The organism is Curtobacterium sp. PhB137 (assembly GCF_003814955.1).
Lineage (GTDB): Bacteria > Actinomycetota > Actinomycetes > Actinomycetales > Microbacteriaceae > Curtobacterium.
Genome location: NZ_RKQO01000004.1, coordinates 110,973 through 131,727 on the forward strand (window position 1 = coordinate 110,973; position 20,755 = coordinate 131,727).

The 20,755-nt window shown below is 71.6% G+C and carries 18 protein-coding genes; 7 read left to right on the forward strand and 11 right to left on the reverse strand.

The window, feature by feature from the left end:
- Positions 1–383: 383 nt before the first annotated feature.
- Genes rlmB through EDF28_RS00825 form a run of 4 tightly spaced genes read right to left on the reverse strand, consistent with a single transcriptional unit; the run spans position 384 to position 4,565 of the window.
- Entirely contained in the window at positions 384–1,394 is a 1,011-nt protein-coding gene (gene rlmB, locus EDF28_RS00810; RefSeq protein WP_123936859.1) for a 23S rRNA (guanosine(2251)-2'-O)-methyltransferase RlmB, read from the reverse strand.
- Between the two features lie 28 nt (positions 1,395–1,422).
- Positions 1,423–2,832, reverse strand: coding sequence for a cysteine--tRNA ligase (gene cysS / locus EDF28_RS00815; protein ID WP_123293299.1), 1,410 nt, complete (start codon positions 2,830–2,832; stop codon positions 1,423–1,425).
- Between the two features lie 18 nt (positions 2,833–2,850).
- On the reverse strand, positions 2,851–4,041 hold the full coding sequence (ispD, locus tag EDF28_RS00820; RefSeq protein ID WP_123936860.1) for a 2-C-methyl-D-erythritol 4-phosphate cytidylyltransferase: 1,191 nt from the start codon (positions 4,039–4,041) through the stop codon (positions 2,851–2,853).
- 41 nt (positions 4,042–4,082) lie between these two features.
- Positions 4,083–4,565, reverse strand: a complete 483-nt coding sequence (locus tag EDF28_RS00825; protein ID WP_017888066.1) for a CarD family transcriptional regulator — start codon at positions 4,563–4,565, stop codon at positions 4,083–4,085.
- A 209-nt stretch (positions 4,566–4,774) separates the two neighbouring features.
- Between EDF28_RS00825 and EDF28_RS00830 the strand changes: the two genes are divergently transcribed.
- Entirely contained in the window at positions 4,775–5,239 is a 465-nt protein-coding gene (locus tag EDF28_RS00830; protein WP_148086805.1) for a hypothetical protein, read from the forward strand.
- A gap of 84 nt (positions 5,240–5,323) precedes the next feature.
- Here EDF28_RS00830 and EDF28_RS00835 read toward each other — a convergent pair whose 3' ends face one another.
- Together EDF28_RS00835 and EDF28_RS00840 are read right to left on the reverse strand one after the other, a co-directional pair.
- Complete coding sequence (locus EDF28_RS00835; protein WP_123936862.1) at positions 5,324–6,004, reverse strand: response regulator transcription factor; 681 nt, start codon at positions 6,002–6,004, stop codon at positions 5,324–5,326.
- Positions 6,001–7,167 (reverse strand): cell wall metabolism sensor histidine kinase WalK, encoded by a 1,167-nt coding sequence (locus EDF28_RS00840; RefSeq protein ID WP_123936863.1) that lies wholly within the window; start codon positions 7,165–7,167, stop codon positions 6,001–6,003. The genes EDF28_RS00835 and EDF28_RS00840 overlap by 4 nt, the downstream gene beginning before the upstream one ends.
- 146 nt (positions 7,168–7,313) lie before the next feature.
- On the opposite strand from EDF28_RS00840, the gene phoU reads away from it, so the two are divergent.
- Entirely contained in the window at positions 7,314–7,982 is a 669-nt protein-coding gene (gene phoU, locus EDF28_RS00845; protein WP_123936864.1) for a phosphate signaling complex protein PhoU, read from the forward strand.
- Positions 7,983–8,027: 45 nt separating this feature from the next.
- On the forward strand, positions 8,028–8,576 hold the full coding sequence (locus EDF28_RS00850) for an AAA family ATPase (RefSeq protein WP_123936865.1): 549 nt from the start codon (positions 8,028–8,030) through the stop codon (positions 8,574–8,576).
- Positions 8,577–8,764: 188 nt separating this feature from the next.
- Here the strand turns inward: EDF28_RS00850 and EDF28_RS00855 are convergent, their stop codons facing one another.
- A complete protein-coding gene (locus EDF28_RS00855) occupies positions 8,765–9,511 on the reverse strand; it encodes a phosphoglyceromutase (RefSeq protein ID WP_123293294.1) in 747 nt (248 codons plus the stop codon).
- 45 nt (positions 9,512–9,556) lie between these two features.
- Here EDF28_RS00855 and EDF28_RS00860 point away from each other — a divergent pair, with 45 nt between their 5' ends.
- Complete coding sequence (locus EDF28_RS00860; protein ID WP_123936866.1) at positions 9,557–10,330, forward strand: class I SAM-dependent methyltransferase; 774 nt, start codon at positions 9,557–9,559, stop codon at positions 10,328–10,330.
- Between the two features lie 205 nt (positions 10,331–10,535).
- On the opposite strand, the gene EDF28_RS00865 is transcribed toward EDF28_RS00860, so the two are convergent.
- From EDF28_RS00865 to EDF28_RS00875, 3 genes are all read right to left on the reverse strand, one after another.
- Positions 10,536–11,630 carry a folate-binding protein YgfZ gene (locus EDF28_RS00865; protein ID WP_123936867.1) on the reverse strand — a complete coding sequence of 365 codons (1,095 nt, stop codon included), beginning with the start codon at positions 11,628–11,630 and terminating at the stop codon, positions 10,536–10,538.
- On the reverse strand, positions 11,630–12,232 hold the full coding sequence (locus tag EDF28_RS00870; protein WP_123293291.1) for an FABP family protein: 603 nt from the start codon (positions 12,230–12,232) through the stop codon (positions 11,630–11,632). Before EDF28_RS00870 ends, EDF28_RS00865 begins: the two co-directional genes overlap by 1 nt.
- Positions 12,233–12,369: 137 nt before the next feature.
- Positions 12,370–12,651, reverse strand: a complete 282-nt coding sequence (locus tag EDF28_RS00875; RefSeq protein ID WP_123936868.1) for a hypothetical protein — start codon at positions 12,649–12,651, stop codon at positions 12,370–12,372.
- 174 nt (positions 12,652–12,825) lie between these two features.
- Here EDF28_RS00875 and EDF28_RS00880 point away from each other — a divergent pair, with 174 nt between their 5' ends.
- Genes EDF28_RS00880 through EDF28_RS00890 form a run of 3 tightly spaced genes read left to right on the forward strand, consistent with a single transcriptional unit; the run spans position 12,826 to position 16,408 of the window.
- Entirely contained in the window at positions 12,826–13,509 is a 684-nt protein-coding gene (locus EDF28_RS00880; RefSeq protein WP_123293289.1) for a winged helix-turn-helix domain-containing protein, read from the forward strand.
- Positions 13,509–14,348, forward strand: a complete 840-nt coding sequence (gene mshD / locus EDF28_RS00885) for a mycothiol synthase (RefSeq protein WP_123936869.1) — start codon at positions 13,509–13,511, stop codon at positions 14,346–14,348. The genes EDF28_RS00880 and mshD overlap by 1 nt, the downstream gene beginning before the upstream one ends.
- Before the next feature lie 56 nt (positions 14,349–14,404).
- Positions 14,405–16,408: a serine/threonine-protein kinase gene (locus tag EDF28_RS00890; protein WP_123936870.1), complete on the forward strand. Its 2,004-nt coding sequence runs from the start codon at positions 14,405–14,407 to the stop codon at positions 16,406–16,408.
- Positions 16,409–16,496: 88 nt separating this feature from the next.
- Here the strand turns inward: EDF28_RS00890 and EDF28_RS00895 are convergent, their stop codons facing one another.
- The gene (locus EDF28_RS00895) at positions 16,497–20,732 is read right to left on the reverse strand and encodes an FtsK/SpoIIIE domain-containing protein (protein WP_123936871.1); all 4,236 of its coding nucleotides are present in this window, start codon (positions 20,730–20,732) and stop codon (positions 16,497–16,499) included.
- Positions 20,733–20,755: the final 23 nt, after the last annotated feature.

The following is a 20,755-nucleotide window of genomic DNA, read 5'->3' on the forward strand; positions in this document are numbered from 1 at the left end:
ACCGTCGCCGGCGGCGTCGCGCAGCGACGACTCGCGACCACCCGGAGGACACCGGCCGACATGTCGTGACCGTTCGGGGTCCGTGAACGCGACCGCCTGGAGGCCCGGCGTGCGTCCCGGAGACCGGCGCCGGCCCTCCAGACCGTCACGCCTGCACCGCCGGTGATGCCGTTGGACGTCGAGCGGTCACGACACCCCGCCAGGTGCACGTCGGCCGGTCACGGACGGTCGCCTGCGGCGTCGCGCGGCGACGACTCGTGACCACACGGCGGGCATCATCCGACGTGTCTTGACCCGTCCGGCCTGACCCGGCCGGCACCGCACGCAGGAACGGCCGCCTCCCACGAGGGGAGGCGACCGTTCCTGCGGACGAAGCGCCGCGGCTACTCGGCGCGACGGCGCCGGGCGACCTCCCACAGGGTGACGCTCGCGGCGATGCCGGCGTTGAGGGACTCGGTCGCACTCGAGATCGGGATCGACACGATCGCGTCGCAGGTCTCGGTGACCAGGCGCGACAGGCCCTTGCCCTCGGAACCGACGACGATCACGATCGGGCGGTCGGCGAGCGCGAGGCCGTCGAGCTCCACGTCGCCGTCGCCGTCCAGACCGAGGACGAACAGGCCCATCGACTTGAGGGACTTCAGCGTCTGGGTGAGGTTCGGGGCCATCGCGACGGGCGTGCGGGCCGCGGCGCCGGCGGAGGTCTTCCACGCCGACGCGGTGACGCCGACCGAACGACGCTGCGGCACGATGACGCCGTGTCCGCCGAACGCGGCGGTCGAGCGGATGATCGCACCGAGGTTGCGCGGGTCGGTGATGCCGTCGAGCGCGACGAGCAGCGGGACCTGGTCGCGCGAGAAGGCCTGCTCGACGATGTCCTCGGACACGGCGTACTGGTACGCCGGCACCTTGAGCGCGACGCCCTGGTGCACGCTGTCGTGGCCGGTGATGCGGTCGAGCTCGGGGCGCATGAGCTCGATGATCGGCACGCTGCGGTGGTTCGCGAGCGTCAGGATCTCCTTGACGCGGTCGTCGACCTCGATGCGGGACGCGATGTAGAGCGTCGTCGACGGGGTCTTCGTGCGCAGCGCCTCGAGCACGGAGTTGCGTCCGGTCACGAGCTCGGAGTCATCGGTCTTCCGGGCCGGCGGACGACCGGTGCGGCCCTGCGGGGTGCTCGAGGAACCGTGACGGCCCTTGGCTGCCTCGAAGCGGTCCTTCGCCGCCTTGCGCTTGCCGGCGGGGTGGTACGGCCGGTCCTCGGCCTTCGGGGTCGGCTTGCGACCCTCGAGCGCCTGGGCACCCTGACCACCGGAACCCACCTGCTTGTTGCCCTTGCGACCGGTGCGGACGGCGCCGGGCCGACCCTTCTTGCTTCCCGAGACGTTCTTCATGCGTAGCTCCTGTTCGGCACTGCCGTGTTCAGGCGATGCTCCAGCGTGTTCCGGACGGCGTGTCCTCGATCGTGATGCCCGCGGCGGCGAGGTCGTCGCGCACGCGGTCGGCCGCAGCGAAGTCCCGTGCTGCCCTGGCGTCCGCGCGCTCCTGCACGAGGCGTTCGACGAGAGCGGCGAGCGGGCCTGCCGAGGTGTCCTGACCGCCCCCCGACCAGTGGGCGGCTCGCGGGTCGATGCCGAGGACCTCTACCATGGCGGCCACCTGATGGTACGCGACCCCGAGCGTTTCCGCATCGTCGGCGTCCAGGGCAGCGTTGCCGGTGCGCACGGTCTCGTGCAGGACGGCCAGCGCCTGGGGCACTGCGAGGTCGTCGTCCATCGCGGCGGCGAAGGCGTCCGGCACGGCGGGGGCGTCGGCGAGGTGCACGCCTTCGAGCCGCACCTCGGCCCGCTGCAGGAACCCGTCGATGCGGTCGTAGGCCGCCTCGGCCTCGGCCAAGGAGCCGTCGTGGTGGTCGATCGAGGAGCGGTAGTGCGCAGCGCCGAGGAAGTACCGCACCACGGCCGGACGGGCATTGGCGAGGAAGTCGGCGGCGAAGATCGAGTTGCCGAGCGACTTCGACATCTTCTGGCCCTCGACCGTGACGAGCCCGTTGTGCAACCAGTACGACGCGAAGGGGTCGCCCGCCGCGGTGGACTGCGCGAGCTCGTTCTCGTGGTGCGGGAACCGCAGGTCGAGCCCGCCGCCGTGGATGTCGAACGCCGGACCGAGGTACCGCCGCGACATGGCGGAGCACTCGATGTGCCAGCCCGGACGACCGGGGCCCCACGGGGAGTCCCACGACGCGGTCGACGGCTCGCCGGGCTTCGCACCCTTCCAGAGCGCGAAGTCGCGGGCGTCGCGCTTGCCGCGTGGGTCGGCGTCGGCGGCCTCGACCATGTCCTCGCGACGCTGCCGGGTGAGCGCCCCGTAGGACTCCCAGCTGCCGGTGTCGAAGTAGACGTCGCCCGAGTCGTCGGCGGCGACGTAGGCGTGACCGCGGTCGATGAGCTTCGTGATGATGTCGTGCATCTGCGGCACGCTCGCTGTTGCCCGCGGCTCGTAGGTCGGGGGCAGGATGCCGAGGGCGTTGTACGCGGCGGTGAACTCGAGCTCGACGCGGTAGGCGCGGGCGAACCACGCTTCGTCGGTGCCGGCGGCCAGGTCGAGCACCTTGTCGTCGATGTCGGTGACGTTCCGCACGAGGGTGACGCGCAGACCGCGGTACGTCAGCCAGCGGCGCCAGATGTCGTAGACCAGGGCCGAGCGCAGGTGCCCGATGTGCGGCGACGACTGCACCGTCGGACCGCAGACGTAGACGCTGACCTGTCCGTCGACCAGGGGGACGAGGTCGACGACGGCTGCGGCGCGGGAGTCGTAGAGGCGAACGGTCACGATCCCAAGCCTAGGACGTCAGGCCGGTCGGGTGACGGCCGTGGCGATCGCGGCGAGCCCCTCGCCCCGGCCGGTGAACCCGAGGCCGTCGGTCGTCGTGCCGGACACCGCGACGGGGGCGCCGACGACGGCGGACAGGGCGTCCTGCATCTCCGCACGACGGGCCCCGATGCGCGGCCGGTTCCCGATGACCTGCACCGTGACCGACACGGGGACGAGGCCGGCGTCGGCGAGCAGCCCGACGGCACCGCGGATGAAGACGTCCCCGGCGGCTCCGGCGTAGGCGGGGTCCGCGGTGCCGAACGTCCCGCCGATGTCACCGAGGCCACCCGCGGAGAGCAGGGCGTCGCACACCGCGTGCGCCACGGCGTCACCGTCGCTGTGCCCGGAGAGGCCGGGTTCGCCGGGGAAGTCGAGCAGGCCGACGCGGCACGGCGACTCGACGTCGAACGCGTGCACGTCGACGCCCAGCCCGAGCCGGACCGCCGAGGCACCGGGGTCGCCCGGGACCGTGGCGCGCGACCGGACGATCGACTCTGCTCGTCCGAGGTCCCACGGCGTCGTGATCTTGAAGGCATCGGCGTCACCCGGCACGAAGCGCACCGTGCCACCGGCCGCCTGGAACACGCCGGCGTCGTCGGTCTCGGACTGCGTCGACACCGCGTACGCCCGTCGGAGTGCGTCGAGCGGGAAGCCCTGCGGCGTCTGGACCCCGACGAGCGCTGATCGGTCGACGGTCTCGACGACCACGTCGCCGGACACCCGCTTGACCGTGTCGGTGACGGGGAGCGCGGGGACGACGCCGTCACCGGTGCCGGTCGCGACCGAACCCTCGACCGCGTCGAACACCCGGTCGAACTGCGCGGCCGGCGTGAGGCACCGCGCCGCATCGTGCACCAGCACCGCGGTGACGGAGTCCGGCAGCACGCCCAGGCCGGCCTGGACCGAACCATGGCGATCCGTGCCTCCCGGAACCACCGCCGTGTACGCGACCGCGGCGCCCGCGACCGAGGCGACCACCTGACGGCAGTCCTCGAGCAGGGTCGACGGCGCGACCACGACGACCAGCGTCGGAGCCGACAACGTGAACAGCTGCTCGAGCGCCCGCGCGAGCATGAGCTGCCCCGCGACGGGCACGAACGCCTTCGCGGTGCCGATGCCGAGCCGGGTTCCGGACCCGGCTGCAACGACGACGACCGCCCGGTCCACCCCTTCGGGGAACCGTGCGGTCGTCGTGGTGTGCAGTGCGCTCAGGACGCGAGGACTTCGTCGAGGACGGTCGATGCCTTGTCCTCGTCGGTCTTCTCGGCCAGGGCCAACTCGGAGATCAGGATCTGCCGCGCCTTGGCCAGCATCCGCTTCTCGCCCGCGGACAGGCCGCGGTCCTGATCGCGTCGCCAGAGGTCGCGGACGACCTCGGAGACCTTGATGACGTCCCCGGAAGCGAGCTTCTCGAGGTTCGCCTTGTACCGGCGCGACCAGTTGGTGGGCTCTTCGGTGAACGGCGCCCGGAGGACCTCGAACACCTTGTCGAGCCCTTCCTTGCCGATCACGTCGCGGACTCCGACCAGGTCGACGTTGTCCGCCGGTACCTCGATCGTCAGGTCACCCTGCGTGACCCGCAGTTTCAGGTAGACCTTTTCCTCGCCCTTGATGACGCGCGTCTTGACTTCAGAGATGGTTGCCGCCCCGTGGTGGGGGTAGACGACGGTCTCGCCGACCTCGAATTGCATGTATCAGGCTCCGTTCCCAGACTTCCAGTTTACCACAAGGGGTGTTCGGGTAAGGGGACCCTCAGCACTGGGCCTTCCCGGTGATCGCTAAGATGGAGCGGGACCGTCTGGTCCTCATCGACTTACGGAGGAATCTCTTGCGAGCTCGGGTACTCGTGTCCGTCGCCGTTGCGGCAACCATCGCGCTGGGCGCCACCGGGTGCGAGTTCATGTCGCCTGCGCACACCGTCGACATCAAGCAGATCACCGACGGCGTCAACGTCTCGACCGGCAAGGTCGACGTGCGGAACGCCATCCTCATCTCGGACGACGGCGAGGGCGCGCGGTTCATCGGCACGCTGGTGAACAACTCCGACACCGACGGCATCACCGTGTCGGTCGAGATCGGTGGCGACACCGAGACCGTGCTGGTGCCGGCGAACTCGCACGTCGACCTGGCGAACGACTCGCAGCACGACACCCTCGACTTCGACAGCGCGGACGCGAAGCCCGGTTCGCTCGTCAAGGTGTACTTCTCGTACCCCGACGCCGAGGGCGTCTCGGCCAACGTGCCGGTGCTGACCACCTCGCAGGAGGAGTACGCCACCCTCGCGCCGACCTCGACCCCCGAGCCGTCCAGCCAGATCACGCTGCCGGTCGAGACCCCGTCGGCCACGCCGACGGACGGCGAGTAGCCGCACCGCGCAAGCGCCACCGCGTCAGACAGGAGGCCCGGTGCGAGTCCCAGGGACTCGCACCGGGCCTCCTGTCCGTCCGTCTCAGGCCTCGATGCGGTACCCGAGACCGCGGACCGTCACCAGGAGCTCCGGGGTGGACGGCACGCGCTCGATCTTCGAGCGGATGCGCTTGATGTGCACGTCGAGCGTCTTGGTGTCGCCGAAGTAGTCGGAGCCCCACACCCGGTCGATGAGCTGCCCACGGGTGAGCACCCGGCCGGCGTTCCGGAGCAGCAGCTCGAGCAGCTCGAACTCCTTGAGCGGCATCGCCGTCTCCGACCCGTCCACCGACACCGTGTGCCGCTCGACGTCCATCCGGATGCCCCCGACCTGCAGGATCCCGCTGTCCGCCGGGTCGTCCTCGGTGCGTCGGCGCAGGACCGCACGGATGCGGGCCAGCAGCTCGCGCGTCGAGTACGGCTTCGTCACGTAGTCGTCCGCGCCGAGCTCGAGCCCGACGACGATGTCGACCTCGGAGTCCTTCGCCGTCAGCATGATGATCGGCGCGTTCGACCGGGTCCGGATCTGGCGGCAGACCTCGGTGCCGGAGAGCCCCGGCAGCATGAGGTCGAGGAGCACCAGGTCCGGGTTCTCCGAGTCGAACTTCGACAGCGCGGTCACGCCGTCGGCCGCGACGGAGGTCTCGTACCCCTCACGCTGCAGCAGGAACTCCAGGGGCTCGCTCAGGGCCGGCTCGTCGTCGACGATGAGGATCTTGGTCACGATGGCTGCTCTTCCAGTTGCTCTTCGAGTGCGGTGGTCAGTTCGGTGTCCGCCTCGGGCAGGCGGATGGTGAAGGTCGAGCCCTTGCCTGGCTGCGACCAGACACGGACGTCGCCGCCGTGGTTGCCGACGACGTGCTTGACGATGGCGAGCCCCAGGCCGGTGCCGCCGGTGGCCCGTGACCGTGCCGGGTCGACACGGTAGAACCGCTCGAACACGCGGTCCAGGTCGGCCTCGGGGATGCCGACGCCCTGGTCGGTGATCGCGATCTCGACGAAGCCCTTCGCGGACCGGACGCCCACGCCGACGCGGGTGCCGTCGGGCGAGTACTTCACCGCGTTGGCGATGAGGTTCGAGACGGCGACCTGCAGCAGGCCCGGGTCGCCCATCACCCGGAGCTTCGACTTCTTCGCCCGGATGATCTCGATCGAGCGGGCGCGCGCGACGACCTCGTTCGCATCGATCGCTGCCTGCACGATCTTGTCGACACCGGTCTCCTCGCTGTTCTCCAACGCGTCGACCGACTGCAGCCGGGACAGCTCGATGATGTCCTTCGTCAGGGCGCCGAGCCGCTCGGACTCGGTGATGAGCTGCGCCGCGAACTTCTTGACGTGCTCCGGGTCGTCGGCCGCGATCACGAGGGTCTCGGACAGCAGGCCGATGGCGCCGATCGGGGTCTTCAGCTCGTGCGAGATGTTGGCGACGAAGTCACGGCGGACCTCGTCGATGCGCCGGCTCTCGGTCAGGTCGTCGGCCGTGATGAGCACGTACCGGTTGCCGAGCTGCGCGGCCCGGAAGCTGAGGTAGCCGATGAGCTCCCCGTGCCGTCCGCGCGGGAGCTCGAGGTCCTCCGCTCCCATCTCGCCGCTCTTGCGCACCCGGTCGACCAGGTCGAGGAGCTCCTGGTGCACGAGCCGGCGCCGCACGACGAGCCCGACGGTCAGTGCCTGGGGCGATGCGGCCACGACCGTGTTCGACGGGTCGATGACCACCGCCGGGTTGTGCATCGTCGCGATCACCGCTGCGACGCCGTCCGGCAGGGTGCGTTCCGCCACGTCTGCTGCACGAGCCGTGCGCTCGGCGGTGATGATCAGCACCACGACGCCCGCGCCGAAGACCCCGCCGAGGAGCATCGACAGTGGCACGAGCCACGCGTTGTCCATGCCGCCAGTGTAGGGATGGTCATGCGGGGTTCCGGTACCGTTCACCCGCCTCGGAAGGCCGGATCGCGAAGCGTTCAGCCCCACGTCACCGTTCGTTCACCTGGGCTGACGACACTCGTCCGGTACGCAGAGAGAGGTACTCCCCCATGCGCGAAGTCTTCCAGCAGGAACTCCAGGACGTCCAGGAGCGACTGACCGAGATCGCAGGACTCGTCGAGTCCGCCATCACCCGGGCCACCCAGGCCTTCAGCGACTCCGACGTCGCCCTCGCCGAGGAGGTGATCGCGGACGACCAGAAGATCGACGAGGCCGCCAACAGCCTCGACGAGATCGCCATCGACATCCTGGCCCGCCAGGCACCGGTCGCCCGCGACCTGCGCGTCGTCGTCACCGCCTTGCGCGTGAGCTCCTCGCTCGAGCGCATGGGCGACATGGCCGAGCACATCGCGCAGCTCGCCCGCCAGCGCTTCCCCGAGAAGGTCGTGCCGAAGGGACTCCGCGGCACCTTCAAGGAGATGGGCAAGCACGACGTCGCGATGTCGCAGAAGCTCACGCGGCTGCTCGCGACCGAGGACATCGCCCTGGCCGCGGAGATCCGCGACGAGGACGACGCCGTCGACGAACTGCACGCGAGCGTGTTCGACTTCGTGCTCGGCGAGGCGTGGAAGGGCGGACCGATCGACACCGTCGACGCCACCCTGGCCTCCCGCTACCACGAGCGCTTCGCGGACCACGCGGTGTCGATCGCCAAGAAGGTCGAATACCTGGCGACCGGCGACTGGACCGGCGCCTCGAGTTCGACCGCCACGGTCTGAGCGCCGTGGTCTGATCGCGGCTGCGCGGTCTGCGAGGATCGACGCATGGCTCAGGTCGCGATCATCGTCAACGGCATGCCCGGTTCCGGCAAGAGCACGATCGGCGCTGCGCTGGCCGAGGTGCTCGGCTGCCCGTTCCTGTCGAAGGACCGGATCAAGGAGCCCCTCGCCGACATCGTCGGGCCGATGATCGCGTCGCGTCCGCTCGGTGGCATCGCGATGGACACCGTGTGGGCGATGACGCGGGCCGTGGAGAACGGGGTCGTCCTCGACGCCGTCTGGCTCCCGTCACGCGATCGCGACCTCCTGGAGGCTGGGCTCGCGTCCGCCGGGTCGCCTCGCGCCGTCGAGGTGTGGTGCGACACGGACCGCGCCGCCGCCGAAGATCGGCTGCACGACCGGTACGACCCGGGCACCGTCCCGGTGCGGCACGAGGTGCACGGGGACCTGGCCGGCGTGCTGGCCTTCTGGGACGAGCACGGCGACGACGCGCAGCCGGTCGGGCTGCCGGGCGTCCCCGTGGTCCGCGTCGACACGACGAAGCCCTACGACGTCGGTGCCCTCGTGCAGGAGATCGCGTCGCACTTCGTCTGACCAGCCGAGGCTCGAGGAGCCGACCGCCCCGCCGAAGCGACACGTCGTCGGCGCGGTGATCCGTTCCTCCCGGCAGAGCGACAGGAGTCGGCGGAACGTTCGCGGCACACTGTCGCTTTCGCGGCCACACCAGGCAGAACGACGAACGCCCCGCCCGGAGACCGGACGGGGCGTTCATGCGTGCGGTGCTACTTCTTGGCGCCCTGGGCAGCCACGGCGGCAGCGCCGGCGGCAGCGGCCTCGGGGTCGAGGTAGTATGCCGGCTTCGTCGGACGGAAGTCGTCGTCGAGCTCGTACACCAGTGGGATGCCCGTCGGGATGTTCAGGCCGGCGATGTCGTCGTCGGAGATGTCGTCGAGGTGCTTGACGAGCGCGCGGAGCGAGTTGCCGTGCGCGGTGACCAGCACGGTCTTGCCCTCGCCCAGGTCCTTCGTGATGTCCGACTCCCAGTACGGCAGCAGCCGGTCGATCACGAGCTTGAGCGACTCGGTGCGCGGCAGCTGGTCGCCGAGGTCGGCGTAGCGGCGGTCACCGGCCTGCGACCACTCGGCGCCGTCGGCGATGGGGGGCGGCGGGACGTCGAACGACCGGCGCCACTCCATGAACTGCTGCTCGCCGTACTCGGCCAGCGTCTGGGCCTTGTCCTTGCCCTGCAGGTCGCCGTAGTGACGTTCGTTGAGGCGCCAGTCCCGCTTGACCGGCAGCCAGGCGAGGTCGGCCTGGAGCAGCGCGATGTCGGCCGTCTGGATCGCGCGGGTGAGGAGCGAGGTGTACAGGACGTCGGGGACGATGCCCGATTCGGCGATGAGGTCGCCGGCGCGCTTCGCCTCCTTCTCGCCCAGCTCGCTGAGCCGGACGTCGACCCAACCGGTGAACAGGTTCTTCTGGTTCCAGTCACTGTTTCCGTGACGGAGCAGGACGAGCGTGGAGGTCATGCTCCCGAGTCTACCGAGCGTCGGCAGGCCCGTACCCTTGACGTCATGCCCATCGGGAACGTGACGCGCGGGACGACCGGGTACAACCGGCTCCGCCGTGTCGACCGGTGGATCGCGTCGCTGCCGGCACTCCGCAAGGCCGACGACCCGCTGGTCGCCGACGTCGGGTACGGGGCCTCGCCGACGACGACGCTCGAGCTGCGCGACCGTCTCGCCCTGGTGCGTCCGGACGTCGAGGTCACCGGCATCGAGATCGAACCGGCACGCGTCGCGTTCGCGAACGCGGGCACCCGCGACGGCGTGACGTTCCGGCTCGGCGGCTTCGAGACCCCCACCCCCGGGCAGCGCCGACCGGCCGTGATCCGGGCGTTCAACGTGCTGCGGCAGTACAACGAGTCCGCCGTGGTGGGGTCGTGGCGGATCATGCAGGACCGGCTGCAGCCCGGCGGCGCGCTGGTCGAGGGGACGTGCAACGAGGTCGGGCGGGTGGCCTCGTGGGTGACGCTCGACGAGCACGCGCCGGTGTCGTTCACGGTGTCGCTGCGGCTCGCCGGGCTCGACGTGCCGTCGATCGTCGCCGAACGGCTGCCGAAGGCGCTCATCCACCGGAACGTGCCGGGTGAGCGGGTGCACGCGTTCCTGCGCGACCTCGACCTGTCGTGGGCGGTCGCGGCGCCGCTCGGCACGTACGGGCCCCGGCAGCGGTGGATCGCCACGGTGCGGGGCATGCGCGACCGCGGGTGGCCGGTGCTGCACGGGCCGACGAGGTGGCGGCTCGGCGAGCTCAGCGTGCCGTGGGCCGCGGTCGAGCCCGCCTGACGGGGGCGGCGGCGCGGCGGCGGGACTGCGCCACGGCGGCGGCGGCGAATTGGCGACGATCCACGAGTCGATCACCGCGTGCGCTGTCGGAAGATGCACACGCACACGATGCGTGCGCATCACCCGACGGAACACCAGTCGAGCAACTCGTGGTCTGTCGGAAACCTGCGCGCACACCAGGCGACCGACGACCGCCGGACGGAGCCTAGGAGCGCTTGACGGCTCCGAGCCGGGGCAGCCGCGGGACGTTCGCCGTGGCGCCGGCCTCCGGCGGGACGATGGTCTCCTGCGCCGCCGTCACCACGACGTCGTCGGCGGTGAGCGTCAGCGTCGCGGTGGGGTCGAGGGAACGCTTGACCACGGCCAGCCCGATCGGGCCGAGCTCGTGGTGGACCGCCGAGGCCGACAGTCGCCCGACTTCCTTGTCGCCGAGCATCACGTGCGTGCCAGGAGCCGGCAGCACGGCGTCGGAGCCGTCGAGGTGCAGCTGCACGACACGACGCGGCGGGTGCCCGAGGTTGTGCACCTTCGCGACGGTCTCCTGCCCGCGGTAGCAGCCCTTCGTCAGGTGCACGGCGGAGCGGAGCCAGTCGAGCTCGTGCGGGATGGTGCGCTCGTCGGCGTCGGACAGCGTCGGACGCCAGGCGGCGATCCGCAGCGCCTCGTACGCGAGCAGCCCCGCGACGGGTTCGTCCGACGCAGCGATCGCGGCCGAGGTGCCGGGCGTGACCACGGCGATGCGGAGGGTCCAGTCGGAGCCGGGGTGGGCCTCCTGGGCGGCGTAGCTCCACCCACCGGGCGTGACGGCCGCCCACGGGTCGACCCACTCGACGACGGGCGGGTCCGGCAGGACGGTCGACGCGAACGGGGCGGCCTCGCCGAACCAGCCGAGGGTCGCGAAGTCGGCCGAACGGTCGGCGACCTCGACCCGGAGCATGAAGCGCATCGAGTCGAGCCAGGCGGCGAGCGGTACGGCGTCCTGCGACGCGGTGAGGAGCCACACGACCGCACCGTCGTCGACCACGCGGGCGGCGTGCTCGACCCGGCCGGACTGGTCGAGCACGAGGGTCTCGGTGCTGACGCCGGTCGGCAGACCGGTCAGCTGCTGCGAGGTGATCGAGTTGAGCCACGACAGGCGGTCCGGACCGGAGACGGTGACGACGCCGAGACCGAGCTCGACGACCGCGCGGCCACGGGCCAGCAGCCGCTGCTCACCCAGGGGGTTGCCGAAGTGCGCTGCGGGCGCGCCGGGCGCACCAGATGCCGCGACGAACCCGTCGCGCACCGCGAACGCCGACATCAGTCGACCTTCGCGAGCTGCCCCGAGGCGTGCGAGGTGAGTTCACGACCGAGCGCGGCGATGTCCCACGCCCAGAACAACTTGCCCTCGACCAGGCCGTACAGCCGGGTCGCGGCGGAGTAGTCCTTCGCGTTCGGCGAGCGCATCACGGCGTCGGTGGCCAGGTCGATCCGGCCCTTGAGGACGCGGCCGACGTAGAGCTCGTTGACGCCCGTCGGGTGCACGATCGCGGCCTCGACGTCGAAGCCGTCGGTGGTGTTGCGCAGCGCCTCGACGCTCTCGACGGTGGTGAACGGGGTCGGTCCCTCACCCAGGAGCATCGCAGGGCCGCGGTCGCCGGGCTCGGTCGGACGGTCGATCCGCCAGTAGCCCATCTCGGCGGCGAGCGGGGTGTGGTCGTCGTCGAGCAACCACGTGGTGGACGAGTAGTTGAGGTACGGCAGGCCGTCGTGGCTGAAGCTCACGCGCTGGCCGAACTCGTAGGTGCGGGGTGCCTCTTCGTCACCGACGGGGTACTCCACGACTCCGGTGCCCTCCCAGACGCCGACGAGCCACGACAACGGGACCAGTTCGGGCGCCAGGCCCTCGGGGAGCTCGATCAACGCTGACCCTTGAACAGCTTCACGACGACGACGACCGAGATGAACGCGATCGCGAGCGACGCCAGGCCGAGGAGGCCCACGTAGAACAGCTCGAGCGCAAGCAGCGAATCCATGCCCCGGAGTCTACGCGGCTCGGCTCAACGCGCCAGGAGCACCACCGCGGTGACGAGGACCACGACGAAGGCACCGGACGACGCGATGCTGATCCGTTCGACCAGCCCGTCCTTCGTCGCGGTGATGAGCTGGAGCACGAAGCTCACCATCACGCAGGCGACGAACACGAGCAGCAGCCAGGCGAAGGCGTCGCGCTCGGCGAGCGTCAGGACGAGCACCGCCCCGACGACGGCCAGGATCCAGACCGGCAGGACGGACGTCAGCTTGAGGCGCCGCTGGTCGGTGGGCTGCACTGGCTGGGTCACGCGTTCCATCATGACAGGGGTCACGCCCGGCGCGCAGGCACAGCCCCGCGCCCGGCGCTTGCGCTGCGTGCGCGCTTGCGGGTTGCGGGTTGCCGCGCAAACCGTCCGGCCGGATGAGGACTTCCCGAGCATCACTAGGATGTGTCCACGACGTCATCCACCTGCGGAGGTCCTGTGGCACAGCTCCTGGTACTCACCTCGACCGCGCCCGGCGACGTCCTGCCGAGCCTCGGTCTCCTGAGCCACAGGATCCGTCACGTGCCGGCCGAGGCCGCACAGCTGGTCAACGCGCCGCAGAGCGACCTGATGTTCGTGGACGCCCGCACCGACCTGGTCAGCGCGAAGGCCCTGTGCAAGATCCTCGCCTCGTCCGGCTCGACGACGCCCATCGTGCTCGTCGTGACCGAGGGTGGCCTGACCGCCGTCAACAGCGAGTGGAACGTCGACGACGTGGTGCTCGAGAGCGCCGGCCCGGCCGAGATCGACGCCCGCATCCGGCTGTCCGCGGGCCGTGCGGCCAAGGGGCAGTCCAGCTCGAAGATCCAGGCGTCGGGTGTCGTCATCGACGAGGCCAGCTACTCGGCGAAGGTCCGCGGCCGGCCGCTCGACCTGACGTTCAAGGAGTTCGAACTCCTGCGCTTCTTCGCCACGCACCCGTCCCGGGTCTTCACGCGCGAGCAGCTGCTCAGCGAGGTCTGGGGCTACGACTACTTCGGTGGCACCCGCACGGTCGACGTGCACGTCCGACGTCTCCGCGCCAAGCTCGGCGACCTCGAGTCGCTCATCGGCACCGTCCGTAACGTCGGGTACCGCTTCAACGTCTACGACGACGAGGCCGAGCGCCTGATGGGCCAGTAGTGCCGGACCTCGCACGGTTCGTCGTGCCCGGTGAAGCACCGCCGTTCTCGGACCAGACCCTGGTCGACGTCCGCGCTGGGCGCGCAACCGTCCTCGCCGTCGACGACGGGGTCGCCGTGGTCCGTGACGGCGAGCTGGAACTCGTGGTCGACCGGGAGGCCCGTGGTCGCGGCACCGGCACCGCCCTCGTGACGCAGGCGCTCGCGCTGGGCGGCGGGGCCGCTCCCGTGCTCGCCTGGGCACACGGGGACCACCCCGCAGCTCGGGCCCTGGCCGATCGGTTCGGCTGGCGCGCGGTCCGCACCCTGCTGCAGCTCCGGGCGCCGATCGACGGAGCCGGGCCTCCTCCGGACGCGGCTTCTGCCGACGTGCCGGCCGGGTACAGCCTGTCCGCGTTCCGGCCCGGCACCGAGGACGAGGCCGACTGGCTCGCCCTCAACGCCGCGGCCTTCGCGCACCACCCCGAGCAGGGCCGCATGACGCTCGACGACCTGCACGCCCGCGAGTCGGACGCCTGGTTCTCCGGCGAGGACCTGCTGCTGCTCCGCGACGCCTCCGGGCAGCTGGCAGGCTCGTGCTGGCTCAAGGTCGAGGACGGCATCGGCGAGTTCTACGCCGTCGCCGTCCGACCCGACCTGCAGGGGCAACGGCTCGGCGGGGTGCTCATGCGTGCGGGCACCGCTCGGCTCAGCGGCCGTGGGCTGACCGCCGCCGCACTGTACGTCGAGGGCGACAACGAACCCGCGCTGGCGCTCTACCGGCGATCCGGATTCGAGCAGTATGCAATCGACGTGCAGTACGCCGCGCCGGAGCAGGCGGAGGCACCGACCGGCCGGTAACATTGCGTGGTCGGCGAGGGGTCGGCCAACGGGGGAATCGGGAAGTCGGGGACGCAGTGGCGCAGTACGGTCAGGGTGAGCCACTCGGTGCGTCGTACCGGTTGGTCGAGCTGCTCGGGACCGGTGCCACCGGCGAGGTCTGGCGCACCGAGCACACCGCGACCGGCGAGCACGTCGCCGCGAAGCTGCTCCGTGCCGAGCTCGCCGCCGACCCGCAGATCGTCGAACGCTTCGTCCGCGAGCGTTCGGTGCTCCTCGCGCTGCAGCACCCCTCGATCGTGCGGGTGCGGGACCTGGTCGTCGAGGGCGACCGGCTCGCGATCGTCATGGACCTGGTGCCCGGTGGGTCCGCCCGCGATCTGCTCGCATCGAACGGTCCACTGACCCCGCGGGACGCTCTGACGATCACCGCCGAGACCCTCGACGCCCTCGCCACGGCACACGAGCGCGACGTGACCCACCGCGACGTCAAGCCCGACAACGTGCTGCTCCAGGCCCCCTGGGCCGCCGGTGCGACGGGCGACGTCCGGGTCACCGACTTCGGCATCGCGTCGGTCGTCGCCGAGCGTGAGCGCACCACCACCGGGCTCCTCGGCACACCGCAGTACATGGCCCCCGAGTCGATCAGCCACGGCCGCGCCGGTCCGGCTGCGGACGTCTACGGCGCCGGGGTCATGCTCTACGAGCTGCTCTCCGGTCGCACGCCCTTCGCCGGACCGGGCACGGACTTCGCCGTGGCGTACCGGCACGTCACCTCGAACCCACCGCCGCTCGACGTGCCCGATGCGCTGTGGTCCGCGGTGTCCGCCCTGCTGACGAAGGACACGAACAGCCGTCCGGCAGCAGCGGACGCGGCGGCGACCCTGCGGCGGCTCGCCCGGTCCCTCGCCTCGGCCCCTGCGCTGGCCGCGACGAGCGACCCGGACGCGTTCGACGAGGTCGAGCGGCCCGCCACCGTGGTCCGCGGGGTCCGTCCCGAGCGCGATGCTGATCGGGATGACACCGGGGTACCAGAGGACGAAGCCCTGGCAGGGCCGGCTCCGGAACTGGGCCCGGCCGGATCGCAGACCGTCATCCGGCCGATGGCCCGACAGCCGCTGCCGGCCGCCCCCGCTGCCGAGCCCCCACCGGCGCGTCGGTTCGCCCGTCCCGAGTGGCTGACGAACCGTGCGCTCCTGTTCGGCGGCATCGGCGTCGTGCTCGTGGCCGCACTGGTCGTCGGTGGCGTCGTGTGGCTGCCCGGTGCGCTGCGGAAGACGCCGGGCGCCGGCACCGCGACCGCACAGGCGGCCAACGCCTACCAGCAGGACCGCCCATTGCCCACCGGCCTCGCGACCACCCGCCGCGCGACCATCGACCCCGCGAAGGGCACCGTGGACCTGCGCGTCACGTACGCGGCGCAGGCATCGGCCCTGACCGGTCCGTTCCTCGAAGTCGTCCCCGGAGCCCGCTCGGGTGCCGCATGCCCCGCCGTCACCTGGACCGGCGAGGGCATCGCCGCGAAGCGCAACCAGCCCTCGCTGACGGGTGTCGACACCGCGTGCGCCTGGAGCCTGTCCGGGGTCGAGGTCCCCTCCGGCGGGGACGTCACGGTCGAGGCCTCCGTGCCGCTCGCCTCCGTCACGGACGGCGCGGCGCTGCAGACGTGGCTCGACGGCGTCGGCGAGGCGACCACTGCTGCCGTGACCGACGACTCCGTGCGCGGGACCGCCTACCCGGTCCAGCGGCTGCAGGGCGTCGAGGTCCGCACGCCCGACCGCACGGTGAGCCAGACGGCCCTGCCGGTGACCCTGGTGCCGGTGTGGCCGAACGGTGCCGACGAGCTCAACCCGCTGTACCGCAGTCCCGCCACGGGGCGCCCGTCGCAGATGCTCGTCGACGTGGCCGGCGGGGAGTCCGGCGTGCGGTTCGCCGACGGCTGCTCGGGGGCTCTGGCCGTGTCCTCCGACGGGCTGGTCGTCACGGCTCTGTCGGTCGCGCCGTCGTGCACGGTGCGGGCCACGGTGGGGAACTTCACGAACCTCGAGAGCTCGCCCTTCGGGATCACGACGCGCGACTGAGCGCGCTCTGGTCGTGACCACGGGTCGACCCTCCCGTCCGTGGCGGACGCGGCCACGGGCCTCCCGGCCGACGGTCTCGGCGTCTCGGTCAGCTGCCAGCAGACGCGGTCTGCACGAGACGGACGGTCCCGCCTGAAGCGGCGTAGCCGCGGCCGACGGTCAACGCGACCGGTGCGCGACGCGGCAGCGTGACGCCGAGGAGCTCGCCATCGTAGTCGACGTCCGGCTGCAGCAGCACACCACACCGGGACTTCCGGACCGAACGGGTCCAGTGGCTGCACAGCGACCGGAGGTCCGCGGACCGGCCGGCCGCCACGACGCACAGTCCGGGGCGCTCGGTCGTGAGCAGCGTCGCGATGGCCTGGTCGCCGTCCTCGAACCGCTCCGCGTCGTCGATCAACAACAGCACCGGTCCACGCTCGAGCCGCAGCCCGGCCAACAGGGCCGGGACCTCGTCCGGGCCGACGGCGATGCTGTCGAACGAACCCGAGGCGAGCGGCGACCGGCGGTCGCAGATCGCCCACACCGCGGGACGGACACCCTCGGCGGCTCGCGCGAGCTCGGCGACGGCGAGGAGCACGCTCGACTTGCCGGACCGCGCCGGGCCGGCGACGAGCACGTGTTCGCCGTCGTAGACCTCGACGGACGCCGGCTGCAGGTCGTCCTCGGCGATGCCGATCGGGATCCGCCAGGGCTCACCCGCGAACACCGCTCCGGCACCGAGCTCGTCCACGAGCACAGCGTCGGGCAGCCGGCCGACCGCACTGGCCTTCTTCGTACCGTCCGACCGGATCTCCGCGATCCGTGCGACCGCCTGCGCGAGCGGGACGTCCGGCGTCGCGACGTGCGACTGTAGCCGCCTGGTCGAGTCGATGAAGCGGCCGGGCACCGGCGGCGGGACGTCCTTGGGGCGGACCCCGATGGACGCGTAGTCGTAGGGATCCGCGAGGCGGAACATCCACTTCTGCGTGGTGACCTCGTCCATCGCCGACGGCACCGCCTTCGCGCGCGTCGTGGAGACCGCGAACGAGATGCCGAGCGCCGGACCCTCGGCGTACACCCGGTAGAGCGCGTCGAGCAGCTGCTGCCCCTCGAAGTCCTGGTACTCGTCGCGCAGGGCGGCGAGGCCGTCGATGAGCACCACGGCACGGCGCCCACCGGGTGCCGCACGGCGACGCTCGAGCTCGACGCGGAGGTGCCGCAGGAACCGCGTCTGCAGCTCCCCCGCACCCGCACCGGAGCCGACGTAGGCCGTCGTGTGCGGTAGCTGTGCGAGCGGAGCGAGGTCCCCCGGACCCATGTCGAGCACGAGGAGGTCGAGCTCGTCGGGGCTCGACGCGGCGGCGAGCTGGAGCGCGATCGTGGCGAGGGCGGTGCTCGTCCCGCTGCCGGGGATGCCCATGAGCATGAGGTTGCCCTCGTCGAGGTCCCATCCGGTGGTGACCTGGCGCTGGTGGTCCGGGTCGTCGGCGAGGGCGACGGGCACCGTCGCGGGGCGCGGGTCGGTTCCCGGGCCTGGGGCGGTGAGGGCCGCCAGTTCGACGCGCTCGCCGAGCGCCTCGGGCCAGATCGGACGCGGCGGGGCGTACCCGGCTGCCTCGTTCGCCTGCCCGATCGCCTCGATGAGCTGGTCGAGGTCGGTGACGTCGGACGCCGTCGGAGCAGGGGTGGGCATCGGAGCAGGCACGCCGAAGACGTCGGTCGGTCGGACCGAGACAGGCTGCTCGGCACGCTCGTCACGGGCTCGGCCCGTGACCAGAGCGGTCTGCACCGGGGTGATGTCGTCCTGCCCGAGCTTCACGTAGGCGCGGCCGGTCTGCTGTCGACCGATCCCGGCTGCGGCGGGGACACCGATGACGTTCGTCGAGTCCTCGCGGCTCTGCACCCGCAGGGCGACCCGCATGTTCGTGTTCGCGAGGATGTCCTCGCTCACCACACCGGCCGGCCGCTGGGTGGCGAGGATCATGTGGACGCCGAGCGTTCGGCCGACGGCCGCGATGCTGACGAGCGACGTCAGGACGTCCGGGAAGTCCTTCGCGAGCATCGCGAACTCGTCGACGACCAGCAGCAGCCGCGGCATCGGCTCGACCGGCTTCGTCGCCAGGTAGGCATCGAGGTTGTCGATGTCGGCTCCGGCTGCCGCGAACACCCGCTGACGTCGTTCGAGTTCGGCTTCGAGTGCCCGGATCGCACGGTCGGCGAGCTGTTCGTCGAGGTTGCTGATCGTGCCGATGGTGTGCGGGAGGCGCTCACACGCCGCGAAGGCCGCACCACCCTTGAAGTCGACGAGCAGGAAGTTGAGTCGGGTGGGGTCGTTCCGGGCGGCGAGCCCGGCCACGAGGGACCGGAGGAACTCGCTCTTGCCGGAACCCGTCGTGCCGCCGACCAGGCCGTGCGGACCGTCGCGCACCAGGTCGATCTCGAGCACACCGCTCTCGGACGAGCCGATCGGGGTCGAGAAGCCCGTGCGGGCGTCCCACGCCGCGCGGATCCCCTCGCTCGACAACAGCTCGGGCAGGCGGACGAGCGAGGGCAAGGACGCCCCCGGCACCAGCAGTTCAGGATCGTCGAAGTGCGCCACGCTGCGCGCGCTGCGCTCAGCGGTCTCGACGCTGAGGCCGGCGAGCACGACGTCCTCGACACGGGTCCGGTCCTCTGGTCGGTAGACCGTGGCGGCGGCATCGGCACCGACCGTGATGATCGACGTGCAGGCGGCGGGGAGCTGCTGCTCGTTCGTCGCGATGACGATCCCGCTCACCCGGTGTGGTCGTTCCCCCGGGCGCAGGGATTGCCCGGGCACCGAGCGGCCCTGGCCGAGCAGGTTGCGGGCCGGGGCGTCCCGTCCCTCGGTGAGCACCTCGGAGTCGACCACGACGAGCAGGTTCGGCGTCGGCAGCTCGTCGAGCGACTCCCGCAGGCCACGGAGCATCGCCGCGCTCTGGTCGCGTTGTGCCGACATCCAGCGGGCGCCGGTGCTGCTCCCCGCCACACGCGCGTGCGGCAGCCAGGAGGCCCACCCCCAGTCCTCCGCGCGGCCCGCGTCGCAGAAGACGCCCACCGTCAGGTCCGCTGGACCGCAGTGCACGGTGGCCTGCGTGAGCAGGCTGCGCGCCAGGGCGAGGGCGCCCTGACGGTCGCCGACGATCCCGACGACGCCGGCGTCGGACAGGTCGGCAACCACCGGCGCGGCCGTCAGACGGCTGTCGGCGATGGCGGCCTTCGCCTCGTCCTCGAGCTTCGCGGACGCTGCACGCTGGTCGACCTCGGGCCGCCAAGGAGCGTCCCCGGTGCCGGCGTGCAGGCTCAGGAAGTCCTCGTCATCCGAGCGGCGCTGCCACAGCAGGGTGGTCGGCAGCTCGGCTCGCCGCACCACGGTCGCCGGATCGGGCACGAGCTCCTGGCGGCGGGCGGCCTCGACGGCCGCGGCTTCGGAGATCTCACCGCGGAAGGACTCCACGGCCTCGGCGAAGCGGGTGTCCTCCTCCTTCAGGTTCTTCGCGCGGCGGTGCTTCTGCTCGAACCACATGCCGATCGCGGTGACCGGGGAGAGCAGGGCGAAGAGCGCGAACCGTGCGTCGCCGAGCAGGAGCACCATCGCCCCGGCGAGCACCAGGGGCGCGGCGACGGTGATCCAGCTGAACTTCGACGCCGGTGGCACGTCCTTGCGTCCGGGCGGCACGACCGTCTCGGCGTCGGAGGTCCGTCCGGCGCGCGGTGGACGGTTGAACGGCGCCGTCGCCGCCGGGGTCAGGTTCGCCATCGAGCCGGCCGCCGGCACGGGCACCTCGTCGAGCGCCGGCCGGACGAGCAGCACGGCCCCGCCCACGATGACGCTCGTCGTCCCGCTGAGCAGGACGCCCTCGGCGTCGATGCGCTCCCCGGCGATGACGGTGCCGTTCGTCGATCCCGCATCACGCACCCGGACGCCGTCGTCCTCGCGCTCGACGGTGCAGTGCTCCCACGACGCGCTCTCGGTGGGGAGCACGACGTCGGCCTGCGGCGCCCGTCCGACCACGAGCTTCCGCCCGCGCGGGACCGGCACCACGAGCCCGGCTTCGAGCCCGCCGGCGAGCGTGACGGTCCAGCCGTCGGTGCCGAGCGGACGGTCCTCGGGGGTGCGGCCGATACGGGAGCCCTCGAGCAGCACGAGGTCACGGAGCGGGGTGTCGACGCTGGTGCGGTGCCCGTCGACCGCCAGCGTGGTGCCGGGTTCGAGTGTGAGGCCGACGGCCGCGGACACGAGTTCCCCGAGCGAGGATGCGCCGGACCACCCGTCGACCTCGACCGCTTCACGTCGGTCGTCGAGCTCGATCAACAGGCGCATGCTCGCGTTCCTCTTCCGGGTCG

Coding starts and splice junctions, on each gene's coding strand:
- EDF28_RS00855 (WP_123293294.1), bottom strand. CDS start 9,511: ATGACCTCCACGCTCGTCCTGCTCCGTCACGGAAACAGTGACTGGAAC.
- EDF28_RS00860 (WP_123936866.1), top strand. CDS start 9,557: ATGCCCATCGGGAACGTGACGCGCGGGACGACCGGGTACAACCGGCTC.
- EDF28_RS00850 (WP_123936865.1), top strand. CDS start 8,028: ATGGCTCAGGTCGCGATCATCGTCAACGGCATGCCCGGTTCCGGCAAG.
- EDF28_RS00825 (WP_017888066.1), bottom strand. CDS start 4,565: ATGCAATTCGAGGTCGGCGAGACCGTCGTCTACCCCCACCACGGGGCG.
- rlmB (WP_123936859.1), bottom strand. CDS start 1,394: ATGAAGAACGTCTCGGGAAGCAAGAAGGGTCGGCCCGGCGCCGTCCGC.
- EDF28_RS00865 (WP_123936867.1), bottom strand. CDS start 11,630: ATGTCGGCGTTCGCGGTGCGCGACGGGTTCGTCGCGGCATCTGGTGCG.
- EDF28_RS00840 (WP_123936863.1), bottom strand. CDS start 7,167: ATGGACAACGCGTGGCTCGTGCCACTGTCGATGCTCCTCGGCGGGGTC.
- EDF28_RS00895 (WP_123936871.1), bottom strand. CDS start 20,732: ATGCGCCTGTTGATCGAGCTCGACGACCGACGTGAAGCGGTCGAGGTC.
- phoU (WP_123936864.1), top strand. CDS start 7,314: ATGCGCGAAGTCTTCCAGCAGGAACTCCAGGACGTCCAGGAGCGACTG.
- EDF28_RS00830 (WP_148086805.1), top strand. CDS start 4,775: ATGTCGCCTGCGCACACCGTCGACATCAAGCAGATCACCGACGGCGTC.